General features: G+C 59.2%; 16 protein-coding genes. 7 read left to right on the top strand and 9 right to left on the bottom strand.

Annotated elements, in window-relative coordinates; translation table 11 throughout:
• The first annotated feature begins 60 nt into the window (after nt 1-60).
• From ACW4DH_RS17425 to pepN, 4 genes are all read left to right on the top strand, one after another.
• Complete coding sequence (locus tag ACW4DH_RS17425; protein WP_459637675.1) at nt 61-540, top strand: GNAT family N-acetyltransferase; 480 nt, start codon at nt 61-63, stop codon at nt 538-540.
• A 126-nt stretch (nt 541-666) separates the two neighbouring features.
• Nucleotides 667-1152: a YajQ family cyclic di-GMP-binding protein gene (locus ACW4DH_RS17420; RefSeq protein ID WP_459637674.1), complete on the top strand. Its 486-nt coding sequence runs from the start codon at nt 667-669 to the stop codon at nt 1150-1152.
• 261 nt (nt 1153-1413) lie between these two features.
• Nucleotides 1414-1824, top strand: coding sequence for a YbaN family protein (locus ACW4DH_RS17415; protein WP_459637673.1), 411 nt, complete (start codon nt 1414-1416; stop codon nt 1822-1824).
• Between the two features lie 179 nt (nt 1825-2003).
• Nucleotides 2004-4673 (top strand): aminopeptidase N, encoded by a 2670-nt coding sequence (gene pepN / locus ACW4DH_RS17410; RefSeq protein WP_459637672.1) that lies wholly within the window; start codon nt 2004-2006, stop codon nt 4671-4673.
• Between the two features lie 80 nt (nt 4674-4753).
• Here pepN and ACW4DH_RS17405 read toward each other — a convergent pair whose 3' ends face one another.
• The 4 genes from ACW4DH_RS17405 to nfo form a co-directional block, all read right to left on the bottom strand.
• On the bottom strand, nt 4754-6256 hold the full coding sequence (locus ACW4DH_RS17405) for an FAD-dependent oxidoreductase (protein WP_459637671.1): 1503 nt from the start codon (nt 6254-6256) through the stop codon (nt 4754-4756).
• A 163-nt stretch (nt 6257-6419) separates the two neighbouring features.
• On the bottom strand, nt 6420-6941 hold the full coding sequence (locus ACW4DH_RS17400; RefSeq protein ID WP_459637670.1) for an invasion associated locus B family protein: 522 nt from the start codon (nt 6939-6941) through the stop codon (nt 6420-6422).
• A gap of 104 nt (nt 6942-7045) precedes the next feature.
• A complete protein-coding gene (locus tag ACW4DH_RS17395; RefSeq protein WP_459637669.1) occupies nt 7046-7333 on the bottom strand; it encodes a hypothetical protein in 288 nt (95 codons plus the stop codon).
• A gap of 18 nt (nt 7334-7351) precedes the next feature.
• Entirely contained in the window at nt 7352-8227 is an 876-nt protein-coding gene (gene nfo, locus ACW4DH_RS17390) for a deoxyribonuclease IV (protein ID WP_459637668.1), read from the bottom strand.
• Nucleotides 8228-8625: 398 nt separating this feature from the next.
• Between nfo and ACW4DH_RS17385 the strand changes: the two genes are divergently transcribed.
• A complete protein-coding gene (locus tag ACW4DH_RS17385) occupies nt 8626-8871 on the top strand; it encodes a hypothetical protein (protein ID WP_459637667.1) in 246 nt (81 codons plus the stop codon).
• A 249-nt stretch (nt 8872-9120) separates the two neighbouring features.
• Nucleotides 9121-10086: a YihY/virulence factor BrkB family protein gene (locus ACW4DH_RS17380; RefSeq protein WP_459637666.1), complete on the top strand. Its 966-nt coding sequence runs from the start codon at nt 9121-9123 to the stop codon at nt 10084-10086.
• 23 nt (nt 10087-10109) lie between these two features.
• Here ACW4DH_RS17380 and ACW4DH_RS17375 read toward each other — a convergent pair whose 3' ends face one another.
• The 3 genes from ACW4DH_RS17375 to ACW4DH_RS17365 form a co-directional block, all read right to left on the bottom strand.
• Nucleotides 10110-10994: a DMT family transporter gene (locus ACW4DH_RS17375; protein WP_459637665.1), complete on the bottom strand. Its 885-nt coding sequence runs from the start codon at nt 10992-10994 to the stop codon at nt 10110-10112.
• Nucleotides 10995-11133: 139 nt separating this feature from the next.
• Nucleotides 11134-12399, bottom strand: coding sequence for a cytochrome P450 (locus tag ACW4DH_RS17370; protein WP_459637664.1), 1266 nt, complete (start codon nt 12397-12399; stop codon nt 11134-11136).
• Between the two features lie 123 nt (nt 12400-12522).
• On the bottom strand, nt 12523-13008 hold the full coding sequence (locus tag ACW4DH_RS17365; RefSeq protein ID WP_459637663.1) for an Lrp/AsnC family transcriptional regulator: 486 nt from the start codon (nt 13006-13008) through the stop codon (nt 12523-12525).
• 271 nt (nt 13009-13279) lie between these two features.
• Here ACW4DH_RS17365 and ACW4DH_RS17360 point away from each other — a divergent pair, with 271 nt between their 5' ends.
• On the top strand, nt 13280-14989 hold the full coding sequence (locus ACW4DH_RS17360) for a 2-isopropylmalate synthase (protein WP_459637662.1): 1710 nt from the start codon (nt 13280-13282) through the stop codon (nt 14987-14989).
• Nucleotides 14990-15055: 66 nt separating this feature from the next.
• Here ACW4DH_RS17360 and ACW4DH_RS17355 read toward each other — a convergent pair whose 3' ends face one another.
• Nucleotides 15056-15535 carry a GFA family protein gene (locus ACW4DH_RS17355; RefSeq protein ID WP_459637661.1) on the bottom strand — a complete coding sequence of 160 codons (480 nt, stop codon included), beginning with the start codon at nt 15533-15535 and terminating at the stop codon, nt 15056-15058.
• A 137-nt stretch (nt 15536-15672) separates the two neighbouring features.
• Nucleotides 15673-16488 carry a formate/nitrite transporter family protein gene (locus tag ACW4DH_RS17350; protein ID WP_459637660.1) on the bottom strand — a complete coding sequence of 272 codons (816 nt, stop codon included), beginning with the start codon at nt 16486-16488 and terminating at the stop codon, nt 15673-15675.
• Nucleotides 16489-16541 lie beyond the last annotated feature (53 nt).

Here is a 16541-nt window from a genome sequence, read left to right as displayed (position 1 = left end):
CCGAAGATACTCACAATCGCGCGCAATCTGCTGGATAGCTTGCTCCTGGAGAGCTTCGTCATGACCCGCACGCTGCGCCCTGCCAACGCCACCGATCTCGATGCCCTATGCCAACTCGAACAGGAGTGTTTCGATGGTGATCGTTTCAGCCGTCGTCAGTTGGCGCATCTGCTGACACGGGCCAAGGCCTGCACCCTGTTGGCAGTGGATAATGCCTCGGCAAGCGTTCTCGGATACGGCACATTGCTGTTTCGTCGCAACAGCCAGATGGCACGCCTCTACTCTTTCTGTGTCAATCCCGTGGCGCGTGGCGGTGGGTTGGGCCGTGCGCTGCTCGAAGCGCTCGAAAACGAAGCCCGGGCCAGAGGCATCAATCGTGTCCAGCTCGAGGTGCGTGCCGATAACCGCGTCGCGATGGGACTCTACCGAAGGATGGGATATCTGCCGCTGCGCTGGCTAGACGACTACTATGCCGACGGCTGTGCCGCCTGGCAGATGGAAAAACGCCTGGAAATATCGACACTGTGCGCGGCGGGATAGGCGATCGACGATGGCGAGCCCTGTATCGCATGACGCGCTGCATGTCGCTGGCCTGCGCCTGAAAGATGCGTGTCCCACGCGCATCGGCTAGCATACGGGCTCGACCGTTATTCTGGAGTCTCTTTCATGCCGTCTTTCGATATCGTTTCGGAACTCGACAAGCACGAAGTCACCAATGCCGTGGATCAGGCCAACCGTGAGATTGCCACGCGCTTCGATTTTCGCGGTGTCACCGCCAGTTTCAGCGAGGACGGCGACAGTGTGCAGATGGAAGCCGAGGCCGATTTTCAGTTGCGCCAGATGATCGATATCCTCAAGGGACGATTGATTGCCCGGAGTATCGATGTCGCCTGCCTGGAAGAGAAGGAGGCCGACACCAGCGGGGTACGTGCGCGCCAGCAGGTGGTGTTACGCCAAGGCATTGACCAACCGTTGGCCAAGCAGATCGTCAAGACGCTCAAGGACGCCAAGCTCAAGGTGCAGGCGCAGATCCAGGGCGACAAGGTGCGCGTCACCGGCAAGAAACGTGACGACCTGCAACAGGCCATTGCCCTGCTGAAGAGTGACAAGTCGATCGAGATGCCACTGCAGTTCAATAACTTCCGCGACTAGTTCCGCTTGGCTCAGCGCGAGCCGCATACCATCGATGCCGCCTGCCTGAGTCGCTGTGTTCATGTCGTGACGCACGGCTACACTATCAGCAGCGATCGGCTGCCGGTCATGATAGCCTGTGTCTTGTCAGGGTATAGCGACGGATCATTTCCCAAAGGCTACCCGCTGCGCTTGAATAGTCGTGTGCCACCGGATCCTTGCCATGCCAGGCGTCCCATCGTGGATTCGGTGGCATCTTCATGAACCCGAGGGAGTGGATGCATGTTCCAACTGCGAAATGCCATCTTCGTTACCTTGGCTGCATTGAGTTTTTCCCTTGGCGTGGTGGGGCTCTTTCTTCCCGTCATGCCGACGACATGCTTCATGCTGCTGGCCGTGTGGCTGGCGTCCAAGGGCTCGCCACGCTTTGCCATGTGGATTCGCCAGCATCCGCGCTTCGGGCCCCCCATTCAGGCCTGGGAATGCGAGCGCGCCATTCCCCGCCACGCCAAGATACTGGCTGCGTTGATGCTGAGTGTCTCCATGCTGCTGCTGGCCTTCGTCATCGAGTCGCTGATGTTGCGTATAGCGCTGATAGGAGGGCTGGCGCTGCTGACCGCCTGGATCGTCACGCGGCCCGAGCCTAATGAGACTCCGGCAGAGCGTGCCTCGGCATTTTCCCGGCGACGTTGATCGGCTCGCGCGTCGCTGGCTCGGCCATGTCCCGTTTGGCGGCGCTGTGAACCCGCACCCGCTGCTGAGTTTCGGAGCAGGCCATGCGAGCGGGCCTGCCTAACCCAGATGGCCCCCTTTGAGCCGGGTCCGCTCCTCACCGTACAATGAGCAAGACTTACGAACAGGAGCGTTCCGCAATGTCAGAATCGACCGCAACCGAGCCGACCGTCACCGAACCGACGGCGATCCATCTCACGGATTACCAACCCCCGGCGTATCGGGTGACTCATGTCGAACTTAAATTCGACCTTGAGCCTTCCGCCACTCAGGTGACCGCTCGTCTGCATATGGAGCGACACCCGAAGCGCCAGCAAGACGGCGGATTACCGCTGGTTCTGGATGGCGAGCGCTTGGTTCTAAAGCGTATTGCCATCGATGGGCAGGAGCTGCAGGACGGCGAATATAGTGTCGATGAGCATCACCTGACGATCCATCAGGTGCCGGAGCGTTTCCTGCTCGACACGCAAGTGGAGATCGATCCCGCCGCCAACACCGCGTTGGAAGGTCTGTATCTCTCCAATGGCATGTTCTGTACCCAGTGCGAAGCCGAGGGCTTCCGGCGTATCACTTACTATCCGGATCGCCCGGATGTCATGGCGACGTTCTCCACCACGGTAATCGGTGATAGCGAACGGCTGCCGGTGCTGCTGTCCAATGGCAATCCCGTGGAGCGAGGTGAATTGCCTAACGGCAAGCACTTCGTAACCTGGGAAGACCCGTATCCCAAGCCGTGCTATCTGTTTGCGCTGGTGGCCGGCAACCTCGAGAAGGTGGAAGATCGTTTTACCACCATGAGCGGGCGCGACGTCACCCTGCAGCTATGGGTCGAGTCGGAGAACCTCGATAAGACCGAGCATGCCATGCGCTCGCTCAAGGCCTCGATGAAGTGGGACGAAGAGACCTATGGCCGCGAATATGACCTCGACCTGTTCATGATCGTCGCCGTCAATGACTTCAACATGGGCGCGATGGAGAACAAGGGACTCAACATCTTCAACAGCGCCGCCGTGCTGACCCACCCGCAGACCGCCACCGATGCCGCCTTTCAACGCGTCGAGGGCGTGGTGGCCCATGAGTACTTCCATAATTGGTCGGGCAACCGAGTCACTTGCCGCGACTGGTTCCAGCTTTCGCTGAAGGAGGGTTTTACCGTCTTCCGCGATCAGTGCTTCTCCGCCGACATGAACTCGGCGCCGGTCAAGCGCATCGAGGACGTGTCGTTCTTTCGCACGGCGCAGTTCGCCGAGGATGCCGGTCCTACCGCACATCCGGTGCGGCCCGATCATTACATTGAAATCAGCAATTTTTATACGCTGACCATTTACGAGAAGGGCTCGGAGATTGTGCGCATGCTGCGCAACCTGCTGGGCTGGGACGCTTTCCGCAAGGGGGCGGATCTGTATTTCGAGCGTTTCGATGGCCAGGCGGTGACCATCGAGGATTTCGTCGGCTGCATGGCGGAAGCGTCGGGGCTGAATCTTGACCAGTTCATGCGCTGGTATTCTCAGGCCGGCACACCGGAAATCGATGCCCACGGCGAGTTCGACTATGCCAAGGGCGAGTATCATCTGCGCCTCTCCCAGCGCACCCCGGCAACTCCCGGTCAGCCGCACAAGCAGCCGCTACACATTCCGGTGCGCATGGGGCTGGTGGGCACCAAATCGGGCCAGGACCTCACTTTGACGCTGGAAGGAGAAGCCCTGGGCAGTGAAACCGTCCTGGATCTTTGCGCCGAAGAGCAGAGCTACGTCTTCACTGACCTGCCCGAGGCGCCAGTGCCGTCGTTGCTGCGCGGTTTCTCGGCGCCGGTCAAGTTGCGCTTTCCCTACGCTCGTGAAGAACTGGCCTTCCTGCTGCAGAACGATTCCGACGGTTTCAATCGCTGGGATGCCGGACAGCGCTTGGCGATGCTGGCGCTGGACGATCTGATCGCCGCGCACCGCAACGGTGTCGAAAAGGTCATGGACAACCGGGTGATCGAGGCTTTTCGTACCCTGCTGACCGTGCCCAGCGATGACAAGGCGGTGCTGGCGGAAATGCTCACGCTGCCTTCCGAGGCGTATATCGCCGAGCAGCAACCGACCGTCGATGTGGATGCGATTCACGCGGCGCGCAATTTCGTCAAGCAATCGCTGGCATCGGCGCTGCGCGATGAGTTCCTGGCGGTTTACCGGGCCAACCGGAGCGACGAGGCTTACCAGCCCAGCGCCGAGCAGATCGCCGGCCGCAGCCTGAAGAATGTGGCGCTATCCTACCTGATGAGTATCGAGGACGAGGAGGGGGTAACGCTGGCCGAAGAGCAGTTCGAAGCCGGACATAACATGACTGATGTGCGTGCCGCGCTGACCCTGCTGGCGCATAGCTCGCGTGACGAGATCTCCGGCCCCGCGCTGACGCGCTTCGGCGAGAAATGGGCACATGATCCGCTGGTGATGGATCAGTGGTTCACCATCCAGGTGACGCGTCCGCAGGAGGACGTGCTGGAGCGGGTCAAGTATTTGATGTCGCATCCACTGTTCTCGCTGAAGAATCCCAACAAGGTACGCGCACTGATCGGCGCGTTTGCGCAGAACCGGGTCAATTTCCATCGTCTGGATGGCCAGGGCTATCGATTGTTGGCAGATGTGGTCATCGAGCTCAACAAGCTCAACCCCGAAATTGCTGCGCGGATCGTCACGCCACTGACGCGTTGGCAGCGTTACGACGATAAGCGTCAAGCGCTGATGACGGCTGAACTCGAGCGCATCCGCGCCGAGAAGCTCTCGCCGAATGTCTACGAAGTGGTGGAAAAGGCGTTGGCGGTATAGACGCTATTTTTTGCCGCTCAGCGTTACGATAACAACAGGCCGCTCTTGGAGCGGCCTGTTCAGTTTGCCGGCATGTTGGGTTATGCCTGCCCGCTATATCGGGCCAAGGGATGGTAGGCCGGGCCTTCTATGACATCGCCCTGCGTATCGAAACGACTGCCGTGGCAGGGGCAATCCCAGGAAAAGTCCGCGCCGTTCCAGTGCACCAGGCATTTCATATGCGGACACACGGCGGATACTACCGAGAGTTCTCCTGCGGTATTGCGGTAGGCGGCGAGTTTTTTACCTTCGTGCGTCACGACACGGGCGCTTCCCGCCGGGATCTCGTCGAATGCCTTGATCCGCGGGGTGGTCAGGTAATCCTTGACCAGGCTCTTGCTGACATGGAGATTCTCCTTAACAAATTCCTTCGCCGACTTGCCGGGGGTGAAGCGCTTGGCGTCGAAGCGCTTGTGCCAACGGTTTTCGCGGCCGGCAATGAGGTCGCCCAGAATCATGCCGGCCAGTGTGCCCCAGGTCAGGCCGTCCGCGGCGAAGCCCGTGGCAACGTAAGCGTTATCGGCACCGTGCATTCTGCCGATATAAGGTAGCCCGTCGGCGGAACTGAACTGCTGTGCCGACCAGGCATGCTCAAAGCTTGCCACGTCGAAGTTCTCGCGCAGATAGTCGCGCAACCGCTCGAAATACTCCTGTCCCAGCTCGCCTTCACCGACCATATGCTCTTCGCCGATCGCCATGAGGTAGTCATGCCCGTCGTAGTGGTAACTGCGCAGGGAATGCGCGGTGTCGAGCAGCCAGAAGATGCCTTCCGGATAGGATGCTCCGGGATTGAGCTTGGCGGTGACGCCGTGCTCACGTGAGGGCTCCATCCCGGTCTGCAGCACGTTAATGCCCTTGGGGGTATGCGTGGCATGAACGATATGTTGCGCGCTGACCACGGCCGTATCGGTCTTGACCAGACCTTGCCGGTAATCGACCTCGCTCACGCAGCTGTGCTCATGGATATTCACGCCCAGTCGACTGGCGGCCTGGGCCAGTCCCTGGGTATAGCGCAGAGGATTGAACTGAACCTGATTGTCGAGTTTCAACCCGCGATGCATCGTGATGGGCAGCGCGGCTTGTTCTGCACGATTGACGGTAAGCCCTGCACTGGTCAGTGCGTCACGCTCCTTTTCGAGAGCCTCGGAAAGCGTGTCGTTGGCGGTGGTCACCAGCCTGTACAGCGGGCGGCGATGAAACTGACAATCGATGGAAAAACGCTCCACCAGGTCTTGCATATAATCGATGGCTTGGGTACGAGAGGCGACCACATCGCGGATGACATCGTCTCCCCATTTGCTGCGGATCTGCGCTAATCCCTTGGCCACGGTGCTGTAGAGGTTGCCGGTCGAGTTACCGGTGTTACCCTCACCGATACGCCGCGCTTCGAGCACCACCACCGACTTGCCGGCTTCCGCCAGTTGCAGGGCCACCGTCAGCCCCGTGATGCCTCCGCCGATGACAACGACATCGGCAGCCGTATCCTGGTGTATCGACGGATAGGTATGATCCTCGAGTCGAGCAGCTTTCCATATAGACTCCATAACGCCTCCCTACGCTCAGAAATTCCCCTTTCAGTTATAGAGGCTCTGCGCAAAGGTGTACAACGCGGCATCAAGACAACATGGGAGTGTGTGGCCCAGGTAGCCACGCAAACGGGCCGCCCCTGAGGGCGGCCCGTCTTTTTTACGGATACCTGTGATTACGTCATGGCGTGATCCGGTCGTTGGCCGCGGTGAAGCCCATCAGCGAGATATCCAGATCCATCCGCTTTCCCTGCGGATTGATCAGGCTCAGCGTCGCCGTGCTGCCACTCCGCAGCCGCTGGAGCAGTGCCGAATCGACCGGTATGTCGGCCCGGCATCCCTCCTGCTGACAGATCTGGTAAGGAAACGGTATCGGCTCGCCATTGTCGATGCTCAGTTGCAGGCCCGGGGCCAGGCGAACGCCCAGCGGCAGTAGGAAAGCCATCACCGCGGTATCGACCTGCGGCGGGTAGGCCAGCCCCACACGCATCAGGGGGCGGTCGCTTTGCGGATGGTTGACCAGTTGAGTCATCGTGCAGTTACCTTGGCCGCTGTCGCTAGGGCAGTGCACTTCCCAGTCCTGGAAGCGTTGGGTGTCGATGTTGGCATCATCGGGGGATTGCTGAGCGAGGGCCATGGGGACTACCCCCATCAATAGCAATAGTGAAGCAGCCTGCAGGCGGTGTACGAGACGGTCCAGCATGATGAAAGATCTCCTGGGATCGGCGTTATGGAACTCGGTCAAGATAGTTCAACATAACGTGGAGCCGCGTGGCGAGTCCGCAGCGCTCAACGCGGCGAGGCGTATCAGCCGATCAGCCACCCCAGCACGACCAGTGCCAGAAAGATCAATACCAGCCCGCCGACGATGGAGCGGCGCAACAGGGCGCGAATGCCGTTATAGAGCAGCAGTAGTCCGATGATCAGCACGACGATGCTGAAGATCGACGACTCCATGCCGAGTGAACCGGTAAGGCCCAGGATAAAGTCATGCGCTGCGATCAAGAGCCCGGCAAACACGCTGGAAAGGGCTTCGACAACCACTCGAATCGCATCACCCAACTTGTCGCCCAGCCAGTTGAAAAAGTCTTCCATGCGCATAGACCTCGCAGATTAGTGTGATATGGCGTGGGGATCCTGCGTCTGTTGGGACTGTTGCATACGCAGCCATTGAATTTCGTCTGGCCAGATATCGGGATCGATGGTTTCCAGAATCATGGGGATATTGTCGATACGTGGGTCGCGCATGAGGGTGGTGAAGGCTTCCCGCCCGATATTGCCTTGTCCCAGGCTGTGGTGGCGGTCGACACGGCTGCCAAGAGCACTCTTGGCATCGTTTAGGTGCATGCCGCGCAGGTACTCAAACCCCACCACGGCGGCGAATTCATCGAGGGTCGCGGTACAGGCGTCGCGGGTGCGTAAATCGTAACCTGCGGCAAACGCATGACAGGTATCGATACACACGCCGACGCGGGACTTGTCATCGACCTGCTCGATGATTTCCGCCAGATGCTCGAAGCGGTAGCCCAAGTTGCTGCCCTGACCGGCAGTATTCTCGATCACCGCAACCACATGAGTGGTGCGGGAAAGGACTTCGTTGATCGACTCGGCGATGCGCCTTAGGCACTCGCGTTCGGAGATTTTCTTCAGATGGGAGCCGGGATGAAAGTTGAGCAGGCGCAGGCCGAGCTGCTCGCAGCGCTGGAATTCGTCGAGAAACGCGGCGCGTGACTTTTCGAGACCTTCGCGCTCGGGGTGGCCGAGATTAATCAGGTAACTGTCATGCGGCAGAATCTGTTCGGGGCCGAAACGGTAGCGTCTGCAGGCTGCTTGGAAGGCCTCGATGGCGCTATCGGTCAAGGGTTTGGCATGCCATTGGCGTTGATTCTTGGTAAACAGTGCAAAGGCATTGGCGCCGAGCTGGTGGGCACGAATCACGGCCTGGTCGGCACCGCCCGCCGCACTGACATGAGCTCCGAGATATTTCATGACCCTCACACGTCGTCTTCAAAGCCTGTCATGGTAGAGCATTTATGGAATACGCCCCAAGTCCTGTCATGGCAAAGCCGCGTCTTCCCTGGCTATGTTTTTTAGCAACGACGAATTTTATAGGTTGACGTCGGGAAGATTATCTTTATTACTAGATAAGCGGGACGGTGTTTTTCTTCCCGCTAACCCTCAGGAACTGAACCAATGTCGATTCAGAGCTGGCGCACCGCAGACGTGAATACCGCAACCATGAACAATCATGGTCTGCGAGCTTTCGCCTGTCCGCGCGTCGTCTTCTGAATCACTCACGGCCGCGGATCTTACCGCGGCCCAGAAGATCCCCTCGATCCTCCACTCCCCGATAAGGTCCCGGCCTCCTCTCATAAGGAGACTGCGACATGTTATCGAAATTCTTTCTCGCGTTGCGTCGGCGACTGGCGGCCCATCGTCGGGACCCGCGCCACTTTCAGGCTCTGGCGCATCTGAACGATCACCTGCTACGGGACATCGGCCTGCGCATCGATCAGGGCGTGGTCATGCCGTTTGCCGACCAGGACGTCGCCAGGGACCGGACAGAGGGGGGCGTTGAGAAGACACGGAACTCTCCGAGACTTTGTCCCAGGTGTGGAGAACCTCTGACTTAGCCATGCCACGGTCGCCGGATGCGGCCGTGGCCATTTGCGATGTTCGACAGGGTCGGGGGAGACCCTGTCGACACTTATTATTCAAACCAAACCTAGACGACCAGTTGTGGCAGGGAGGATTGACCGTGTCCCGTTACGCTTGATTTATATTAATTTTTTCAAGTTATTGGGAAAGCTTGGCGATAAGAAAAAGCCTTCGCTAAAGTCAGGTAAAGGATCTTGTTTGCTTGTTTAATGTATGGAGACACCATGGCGAAGGATCAGGACACTGCGAGTGAGCGCGGCCGGCAGGCGGACAAGCCGAAACAGATCCCCAAGGCGGGGTGGCGCGATATTGTGCTGCGTACAAAGAATGAAATGTCACGTGACCATGTCAGCCTGATCGCGGCCGGAGTCGCCTTCTATGGGCTGCTGGCGATCTTTCCGGCGATCGTCGCGCTCATTTCGATTTGGGGAATGGTCTTCGACCCGCAGCAGATCGAACAGCAGATCGCAGCTGTGAGCACTTTCATACCTCAGCAAGCGGCCGACATCATCCAGGGGCAGGCGCAGCAGGTCGCGTCGAATGCGGGCGCTGGCATTAGCCTGGCGGCGATTGGGGGTATTGTATTTGCGGTTTATAGCGCCTCCAAGGGCGTCAACGGTTTCATCGAAGGATTAAATGTCATTTATGAAGAAGATGAGGCGCGTGGCTTTTTCAAGCGTTTGCTGGTGACATTGTCACTGACCCTGGGGTTGATGCTCATGACCATCGTCACGCTGGCCGCTATCATTCTGGTACCCGTGATTGCCGGGTATCTGCCGTTTGGCGATCTCGTGCAGACGTTGATCAATCTGGCCCGCTGGCCGTTGTTGTTGCTGCTGGTCATGTTTTCAATCGCAGTTCTTTATCGATTTGCGCCTCACCGCGATGCACCGCGCTGGAAATGGGTCAGTGTGGGCACGGTCACCGCGACGCTATTATGGATTGTCGGCTCGATCGGTTTTTCAATCTATGTGCGTAACTTTGGGAGTTACAACGAGACTTACGGTTCCCTTGGCGCGGTAGTGGTGTTGCTGATGTGGTTCTGGCTTTCAGCCTTTATCGTACTCATGGGGGCCGAGCTGAACAGTGAAATGGAACGCCAGACCAAGCACGACACGACGCGGGGCGAGGCGAAACCTCGCGGCCAGCGTGATGCTTATGCGGCGGATACGGTAGGCGAAAAGCCTTGAAGCAGGTGTGAGCTGGCAGGCATTCAGCGTGGGCGGAACAGGCGACGTATCCAGGCCCAGCGGTTGATGATTAACGCCACAAAGATAAGCGAACAGCCGAACAGTTGGATCAGGTCCATGCTTTCATCGAACCAATAGGCCGCAAACAGGGCCGTCCAGACCGCCTCCAGCATCATGATTACCGCCGCGTGGCTGGGGGTGGTCAGCCCTTGAGCATAAACCTGTATGAAAAAGCGTAGAGTGCTGGCGAGCACGATGCTGGCAAAAAGCCAGCCCAGAATGGAGGGGCTGATTCGTGCAGGCCAGGTTTCGCTGGCCACCGAGAGCAGCAATAGCAGTATGCCGACCACCACCAGTTGGATCGCCGTGAGGGGGACCGCAGGCACCGATCTGACGACCCGTGAGTTACAGTTGAAGAGAAAGGCAAAGGCTACCGCCGAGGTCAGAAACAGCCACTGCCCGGGCTCGACCCGGAAGCCGTGACTCAGTGACAGGCAGGCAAAGCCGACCATCGCCACCGGCAGCGCGATCCAGGTACTGCGTGGCGGGATATCGCCGAATAGCAGCTTGCCGATAACCGGCACCAGCAGAATCCCCAGGCTATTGATAAAAGCGCCTTCGCCCAGATGGCTGGTAAGAAACAGGCCCATGCTCCAGCAGCCCATGGCCGCAGCGAATATCACGCCCACGCCAATCGCACGGATTATGGCATCGTGCTGCAAGGCGCGGATCACGGGCCAGCCGAAGGCGGCGAGAATCAGCCCGGCGAGTAGAAAGCGCGACCCGATAAACAGTAGCGGAGGCATGCCGGCCAATGCTTCCTTGGAAAATATCCAGCCCATTGCGGCCAATAGCGTTACTAACAGCAGCAGAATATCGGCCTTGCGGGAATCATCGGCATGCAGCATGGAGTGTGTTTCGTCCAGAAAAAGGCGGCTAAAGACGCAAAAAGGCGGGCGTCACGCGGAGGGTGGTTTCCTGCGTGACAAATGTTAACGTTCTAATGGTCGGCTTTACCAGCCCCCGCCGCAGAGTAGGGAAGCCGTGCTATCGAGGGCGACCCTCAGGCTCCAAGGGGCTGACATGGCTGATGACGATGCGGCTCTCCGGAATCATCGGCATTCTTGTCAAGTCGACCTGAAGGTCCTGATCCGGCATATCGTAATTCATGGCACCGACAAGCTTGCGGGTAGCCATCTTCATGAGCGCAATCGCGATCCACTCGCCAGGACAGCGATGATGCACATGAAAGTCCCCGCCACCCTGAGGAATGAAATTGAAGGCGCTGCCATCCCAATGTCGGAACCTCTCGGGACGAAACGCCTCGGGATCTTCCCAGGTACGGGCGTCCCGGCAGGTGCCAAAGAGATCCAGCAGAACCCGTGTTCCCTTGGGAAAATGAATGCCTTTCCAGTCGAAATCTCGCCGGACCCGGGCCGCGATGAAAGGGAAGAAGGCGTGCAACCGTCGAACTTCCTGCACGAAAGGTTCCAGCATCTGCTCGTCATGCTGCAGTGTCTGTCGCCACTGCGGATGCTGATGCAGCATCAGCGCGGTGAAGGTGATGAAGCGAGCCACCGCCACGGTGGGACGCAACACATTGAGCAGCTCCACTGCGGCGATGCGTGGTGCGAGCAATTCACCGTTTTCATCGCGATGCCAACTGAAGACATGCAACGCGCGCTTCTCGTCGACTTTCAACTGACCGTCACGGACCTGTTGGATCAGCTCGCGAGTCCATGATTCTGCCCTGCTACGGGCGCGCCTTGCCTGTAGATGGCGTGGCCCGACGCCTCCCGCGCCATCGATCATGTCCGCCAGGTCCCGGGTACGTTGTGGGACCTCGTCCTCGGGCAGGGGCACGCCGCTCCAGGCACAAACGGTGCGACATAGCAGCTCCTGTACCTCATGAAACAACACCGCACTTTCCATGCCGGCCCATCGGGTAATGAACGCATCCCACTGCGCGGCGCCAAGATGGGCAATTTCTTCGATACCCTCAGACGTCATCAAGGACATGAACATCTGCTTGCGAACGCGGTGAGCCTCACCGTCCAATCCCTGAACACCGCCTTGGCCAAGCAAGGTCTTCTGCAGGAGTAAGGGGGCGGCGTCTTCGCGAACGAAGCGCTCATTATCGTAGAAGAGTTCCGCAGCTTCCGGGCCCGTCATGCAAAAGGTGTTCTGCAACAGAAGCCGGGCCTGAAATACATCGCTCTGATGTTGCTGGCAATGCCGGGGGATGAAGCGGTAGCCGTCACGAAACAGGGCTAGGGAGCTTTCCAAGTGTTGATCATGGGGTGTGCTGGGCATGTTCGTCTGGCTCTTGGCATGGGGCTTGTGTAGAGGTGCCGCCGGCACCAAAGCGTGCCTTTCAATCTGGCTCAGCATGGCGGAGCTGTCGAGCGCAGAGAGCCAACAGGGTGAGACGCTAGATCACCCTACCGGTACCACTGCATTACTGATCACCTGGCGCAATATGAAGCTCGAATGCGCCCCGGTCACGCCTTCGATACGGGTGATCTTGTTGAGCAGCAGGTCTTGATAATCCTCCATGTCCTTCACCACGACCTTGAGCTGGTAGTCGGCTTCCTGACCGGTGATCAACAAGCACTCCTGAACCTGGGGCAAGGCGGCAATCCTCGCCTCGAAATTGGCGAAGCGCTCAGGAGTGTGACGGTCCATGGCGATATGCAGCAGCGCCATCAGGCTATAGCCCAGTCGCTTGGCATCGACCAGTGCGCGATAGCCGCTGATCAGTCCACTCTCTTCCAACGCGCGGACCCGGCGCAGGCACGGCGAGGGTGACAGGCCGATGCGTTCGGCAAGTTCCTGGTTGCTGATACGTCCGTCATGCTGCAGTTCCTGCAGGATGCGGCGATCGTAGCGATCCAGTATGGGGGAAAGGTTCGATTCCGGCATTTTTACGCAACTCTATAGCGTTAATTGCTTCTACCAAGCAATTTTATACCTAAATTTGGCGCTTTTAACAGGGTTTTCGCAATCCTTCACTCGCGGTTGTGACGTAAGCTTAGAGGTAAACCGAATACCGTCGCCAAAAGCGACGCACTGCGTTCTCAAGGGCGGAGCTTTACACAAGCGGCGTCCTTCCTGGCTCACGAGGCCGGTAAACATGAATCCTTATACCGCGCGCACCGATCCGCGACGCCTTCGATCCGGCAAGGATATGACCATGACTCGCTCCCAGCATACCGCTTTCGATCACACCAAATACCGTCCCACGCCGCGTGTTCCCGCCTTCGATCGTCAATGGCCCGACCGCGATCTCGAGCGTGCCCCGATCTGGGTCAGCGAGGACCTGCGCGACGGCAACCAGGCGCTGCTCGAACCGATGAGCGTCGAGCAGAAAAAGCGCTTCTGGCACTTGATCGTCAAGGTCGGCATCAAGGAAGTGATGGTCGGCTTCCCATCGGCCAGCCAACCCGACTACGACTTCGTGCGCTGGCTGATCGAGGAGGACCAGATTCCCGAAGATGTCACCATCGCGGTACTGGTCCAGGCGCGAGAACATCTGATCGAGCGCACCTTCGAGTCGCTGGTCGGCGTCAAGCGCGCCATCATCCACCTTTACAACTCGACCTCGACGGTACAGCGCGAGCGGGTGTTCGAGATGGACCGCGCCGGTATCACCGAGATCGCCGTCAACGGCGCGCGCTGGATCAGAGAGCAGGCCGAGCGTTACTCCGAGGTCGATTGGCGCTTCCAGTACTCGCCGGAGAGCTTCTCCAGCACCGAGATCGATTTCTCGCTGGCGATCTGCGAGGCGGTGATGGACGTCTGGCAGCCGACCCCGGAGAAGCGCTGCATCCTCAACCTGCCCACCACCGTCGAGGTGGCCGGGCCGCACCATCACGCCGACCAGATCGAGTACTTCTGCCAGCACATCAGTCGCCGGGACTGCGTAATCATCTCGGTACACACCCATAACGATCGCGGCGGTGCGGTGGCCTCGGCCGAACTCGCGCTGCTGGCCGGCGCCGAGCGCGTCGAGGGCACGCTGCTGGGCAACGGCGAGCGGACCGGCAACATGGATATCGTCACCCTGGCGATGAACCTCTACAGCCAGGGCATCGCCCCCGAGCTCGATCTTTCCAATCCCGACGAGATCATCGAAGTGGTGCACGAGTGCACCGGCATCCAGATGCATCCTCGTCATCCGTGGGTCGGCGAGATGGTCTATACCGCCTTCTCCGGCAGCCATCAGGACGCGATCCGCAAGTCGCTCAAGAAACAGCGCCCCGACGAGCCGTGGCAGGTGGCCTATCTGCCCATCGATCCGTGCGACATCGGCCGCGACTATCAGGCGGTGATCCGCGTCAACAGCCAATCCGGCAAGGGCGGCATGGCCTTCCTGCTGGAGCGCGACTTCGGCATCAGCCTGCCGCGCTGGATGACGCTGGAGCTGGCGCCTCACGTGCAGAAGGCCAGTGAGCAAGTAAGCGGGGAGCTGTCGAGTCAGACGATACGCGACATCCTGCTCGGGACCTTCGTCAGCGATGCCCCGTTGAGCCTGACAGGATATCGCCTCGATCGCGAGGAGACGGAAGGCCTGACGGCAACCGTGCTCAAGGCGGGCAGGGCGATTACCTTGGAGGGCCAGGGCAACGGCGCGATCTCTGCCTTCATGAATGCTTGGCAGCGTCATACCGGGCAGTCGGTCAGCGTGGTCGACTATAGCGAACATGCGCTGGGGGAAGGCAGCGATGCGGTCGCCATCGCTTTCGTGCAGCTCAATGTCGATGGCCGCCGGGTCAGTGGCATGGCCGAGGATGGCGACACCGTCAGCGCTTCGCTCAAGGCGGTATTGTCGACGCTCAACCGTACGGCGGGGGTGATGGATGCTGCAACGAGACTGAGTCCGCAGGAGGCGGTGAGCGTCTAGATTCCGGTGTCCCTTGAAACGCGTGCAACGGCCGCCCTGAAGGCGGCCGTTTTCATTCCGGCTCGATCAGGAAGCACTATCCAGCCCATGGCGCTCATGCCAAGCGGCCAAGGATTCGTCGGGATACTCGTCGAAGCTGCGATCACTCTCACCGGGGTGGTACATCACCCAATCGGGCTTGGAGCCGAGCATCATATGCGTGCGATCCGGCGGCACGGGCAGCGGCGTATCGATGGCACCGGCATGGGGATGTACGAGCTCCGGCCATTCGGGGGACCATAGCCAGAGGGCGGTGCCGCATTCGCGGCAGAAGCGCCGCTCGGCGCTGCTGATCGAGCCATCTTCCATGTGGGCACGGTAGGTGTTGATGTGCTCTTCCCCTTCCACCTTCAGCGTGTCGGCACGTGCACCCAGGTTAATGGCGAAACCGCCGGTACCGGCCGTCTTGCGGCAGATGCTGCAATAGCAGAGGTTGAACGGGTAAGGAGCATCGGCTTCCACGCTGAAGTGGACTGCGCCGCAGTGACAGCTGCCGTCGAGATGCATGGGACTCTCCTGTCATCGTTGGGATTACTGTCTCGGTGGCCCGGCCGATGGTTGATCGGCCGTCAGAAAGTGTAGATCCTTTCGCAACGGCCGGGTGGCCAAGGGAGGGTTGAACTCCATCATTGCGTGAACCGCGATCAATTATCGCTGCGTACCTGGGCATGACTGATCAGAGCGAAGATAAAGGTGCCGCCGATAACGTTGCCGGCCAGAACGGGAAACATGAAGTGAAAGAGGTATTCCGACCAGGACGCTTCGCCATGGAACACCAGAAACAGAATTTCGGTGGACCCGACGATGATATGGGTGAACTCACCCAAGGCGACCAGATACGTCATGATGATGATGACCCAGATCTTGGCCTGATCCGCTGCGGGCATCAGCCACACCATGGTGGCAATGATCCAGCCGGCAAATATCCCCTTGGCGAACATCTCCCCCGGGGTGTTGACCATGACGTCCCTGCCCAGGCTGAGAAAGGCCTCACGCGTCTCGTTATCGAGTACAGGCATGGTCTTCAAAGCGTAGGCGAAGACCATGACGCCGATGATATTGCCCACATACACCACGCTCCACAGGCGCAGCATCCCTATGAGTTTGCGCAGGCTGGGGGAGGTCATCACCGGCAGAACGGCTGTAAGCGTGTTTTCGGTGAACAGTTGCTGCTTGGCCAGGCCAATGACCAGGAAGCCCACCGTGTAACCCAAGGCTTCCACGAGGAAAGCGGTATCGCCATCCGGCAGATGAGAGCGCAGCAGGCCCATGGTGACCATGGAAAAGCTGATCGATATCCCTGCTGCTACGGCGGACCAGAACAGTGCCGATGCCGTGCGCGTTAGCTCTTTTTCGCCTCCTTTCCGTATGGCCTTGTGCACACCGACGGCTTCGGCGGGCGATTCTCTCTCGTGTTTCGGTTCCAGCTTTTGCGATGACGAACCGGATTGCTGCGCCATGAATCTCTCCTCATCCTTGAGAAAACGTCTGCTGAATGTGGCTGATCCCGGCA

Source organism: Halomonas sp. WWR20 (assembly GCF_054602495.1).
The sequence above is the reverse complement of the archived record's forward strand: the minus strand, read 5'-3'. Positions and strand labels throughout refer to the sequence as shown.

Coding starts and splice junctions, on each gene's coding strand:
- ACW4DH_RS17365 (WP_459637663.1), bottom strand. CDS start 13,008: ATGCCGGAATCGAACCTTTCCCCCATACTGGATCGCTACGATCGCCGC.
- ACW4DH_RS17380 (WP_459637666.1), top strand. CDS start 9,121: ATGGCGAAGGATCAGGACACTGCGAGTGAGCGCGGCCGGCAGGCGGAC.
- ACW4DH_RS17395 (WP_459637669.1), bottom strand. CDS start 7,333: ATGGAAGACTTTTTCAACTGGCTGGGCGACAAGTTGGGTGATGCGATT.
- ACW4DH_RS17420 (WP_459637674.1), top strand. CDS start 667: ATGCCGTCTTTCGATATCGTTTCGGAACTCGACAAGCACGAAGTCACC.
- nfo (WP_459637668.1), bottom strand. CDS start 8,227: ATGAAATATCTCGGAGCTCATGTCAGTGCGGCGGGCGGTGCCGACCAG.
- ACW4DH_RS17425 (WP_459637675.1), top strand. CDS start 61: ATGACCCGCACGCTGCGCCCTGCCAACGCCACCGATCTCGATGCCCTA.
- ACW4DH_RS17350 (WP_459637660.1), bottom strand. CDS start 16,488: ATGGCGCAGCAATCCGGTTCGTCATCGCAAAAGCTGGAACCGAAACAC.
- ACW4DH_RS17415 (WP_459637673.1), top strand. CDS start 1,414: ATGTTCCAACTGCGAAATGCCATCTTCGTTACCTTGGCTGCATTGAGT.
- ACW4DH_RS17360 (WP_459637662.1), top strand. CDS start 13,280: ATGACTCGCTCCCAGCATACCGCTTTCGATCACACCAAATACCGTCCC.
- ACW4DH_RS17355 (WP_459637661.1), bottom strand. CDS start 15,535: ATGCATCTCGACGGCAGCTGTCACTGCGGCGCAGTCCACTTCAGCGTG.
- ACW4DH_RS17405 (WP_459637671.1), bottom strand. CDS start 6,256: ATGGAGTCTATATGGAAAGCTGCTCGACTCGAGGATCATACCTATCCG.
- pepN (WP_459637672.1), top strand. CDS start 2,004: ATGTCAGAATCGACCGCAACCGAGCCGACCGTCACCGAACCGACGGCG.
- ACW4DH_RS17375 (WP_459637665.1), bottom strand. CDS start 10,994: ATGCTGCATGCCGATGATTCCCGCAAGGCCGATATTCTGCTGCTGTTA.
- ACW4DH_RS17370 (WP_459637664.1), bottom strand. CDS start 12,399: ATGCCCAGCACACCCCATGATCAACACTTGGAAAGCTCCCTAGCCCTG.
- ACW4DH_RS17400 (WP_459637670.1), bottom strand. CDS start 6,941: ATGCTGGACCGTCTCGTACACCGCCTGCAGGCTGCTTCACTATTGCTA.
- ACW4DH_RS17385 (WP_459637667.1), top strand. CDS start 8,626: ATGTTATCGAAATTCTTTCTCGCGTTGCGTCGGCGACTGGCGGCCCAT.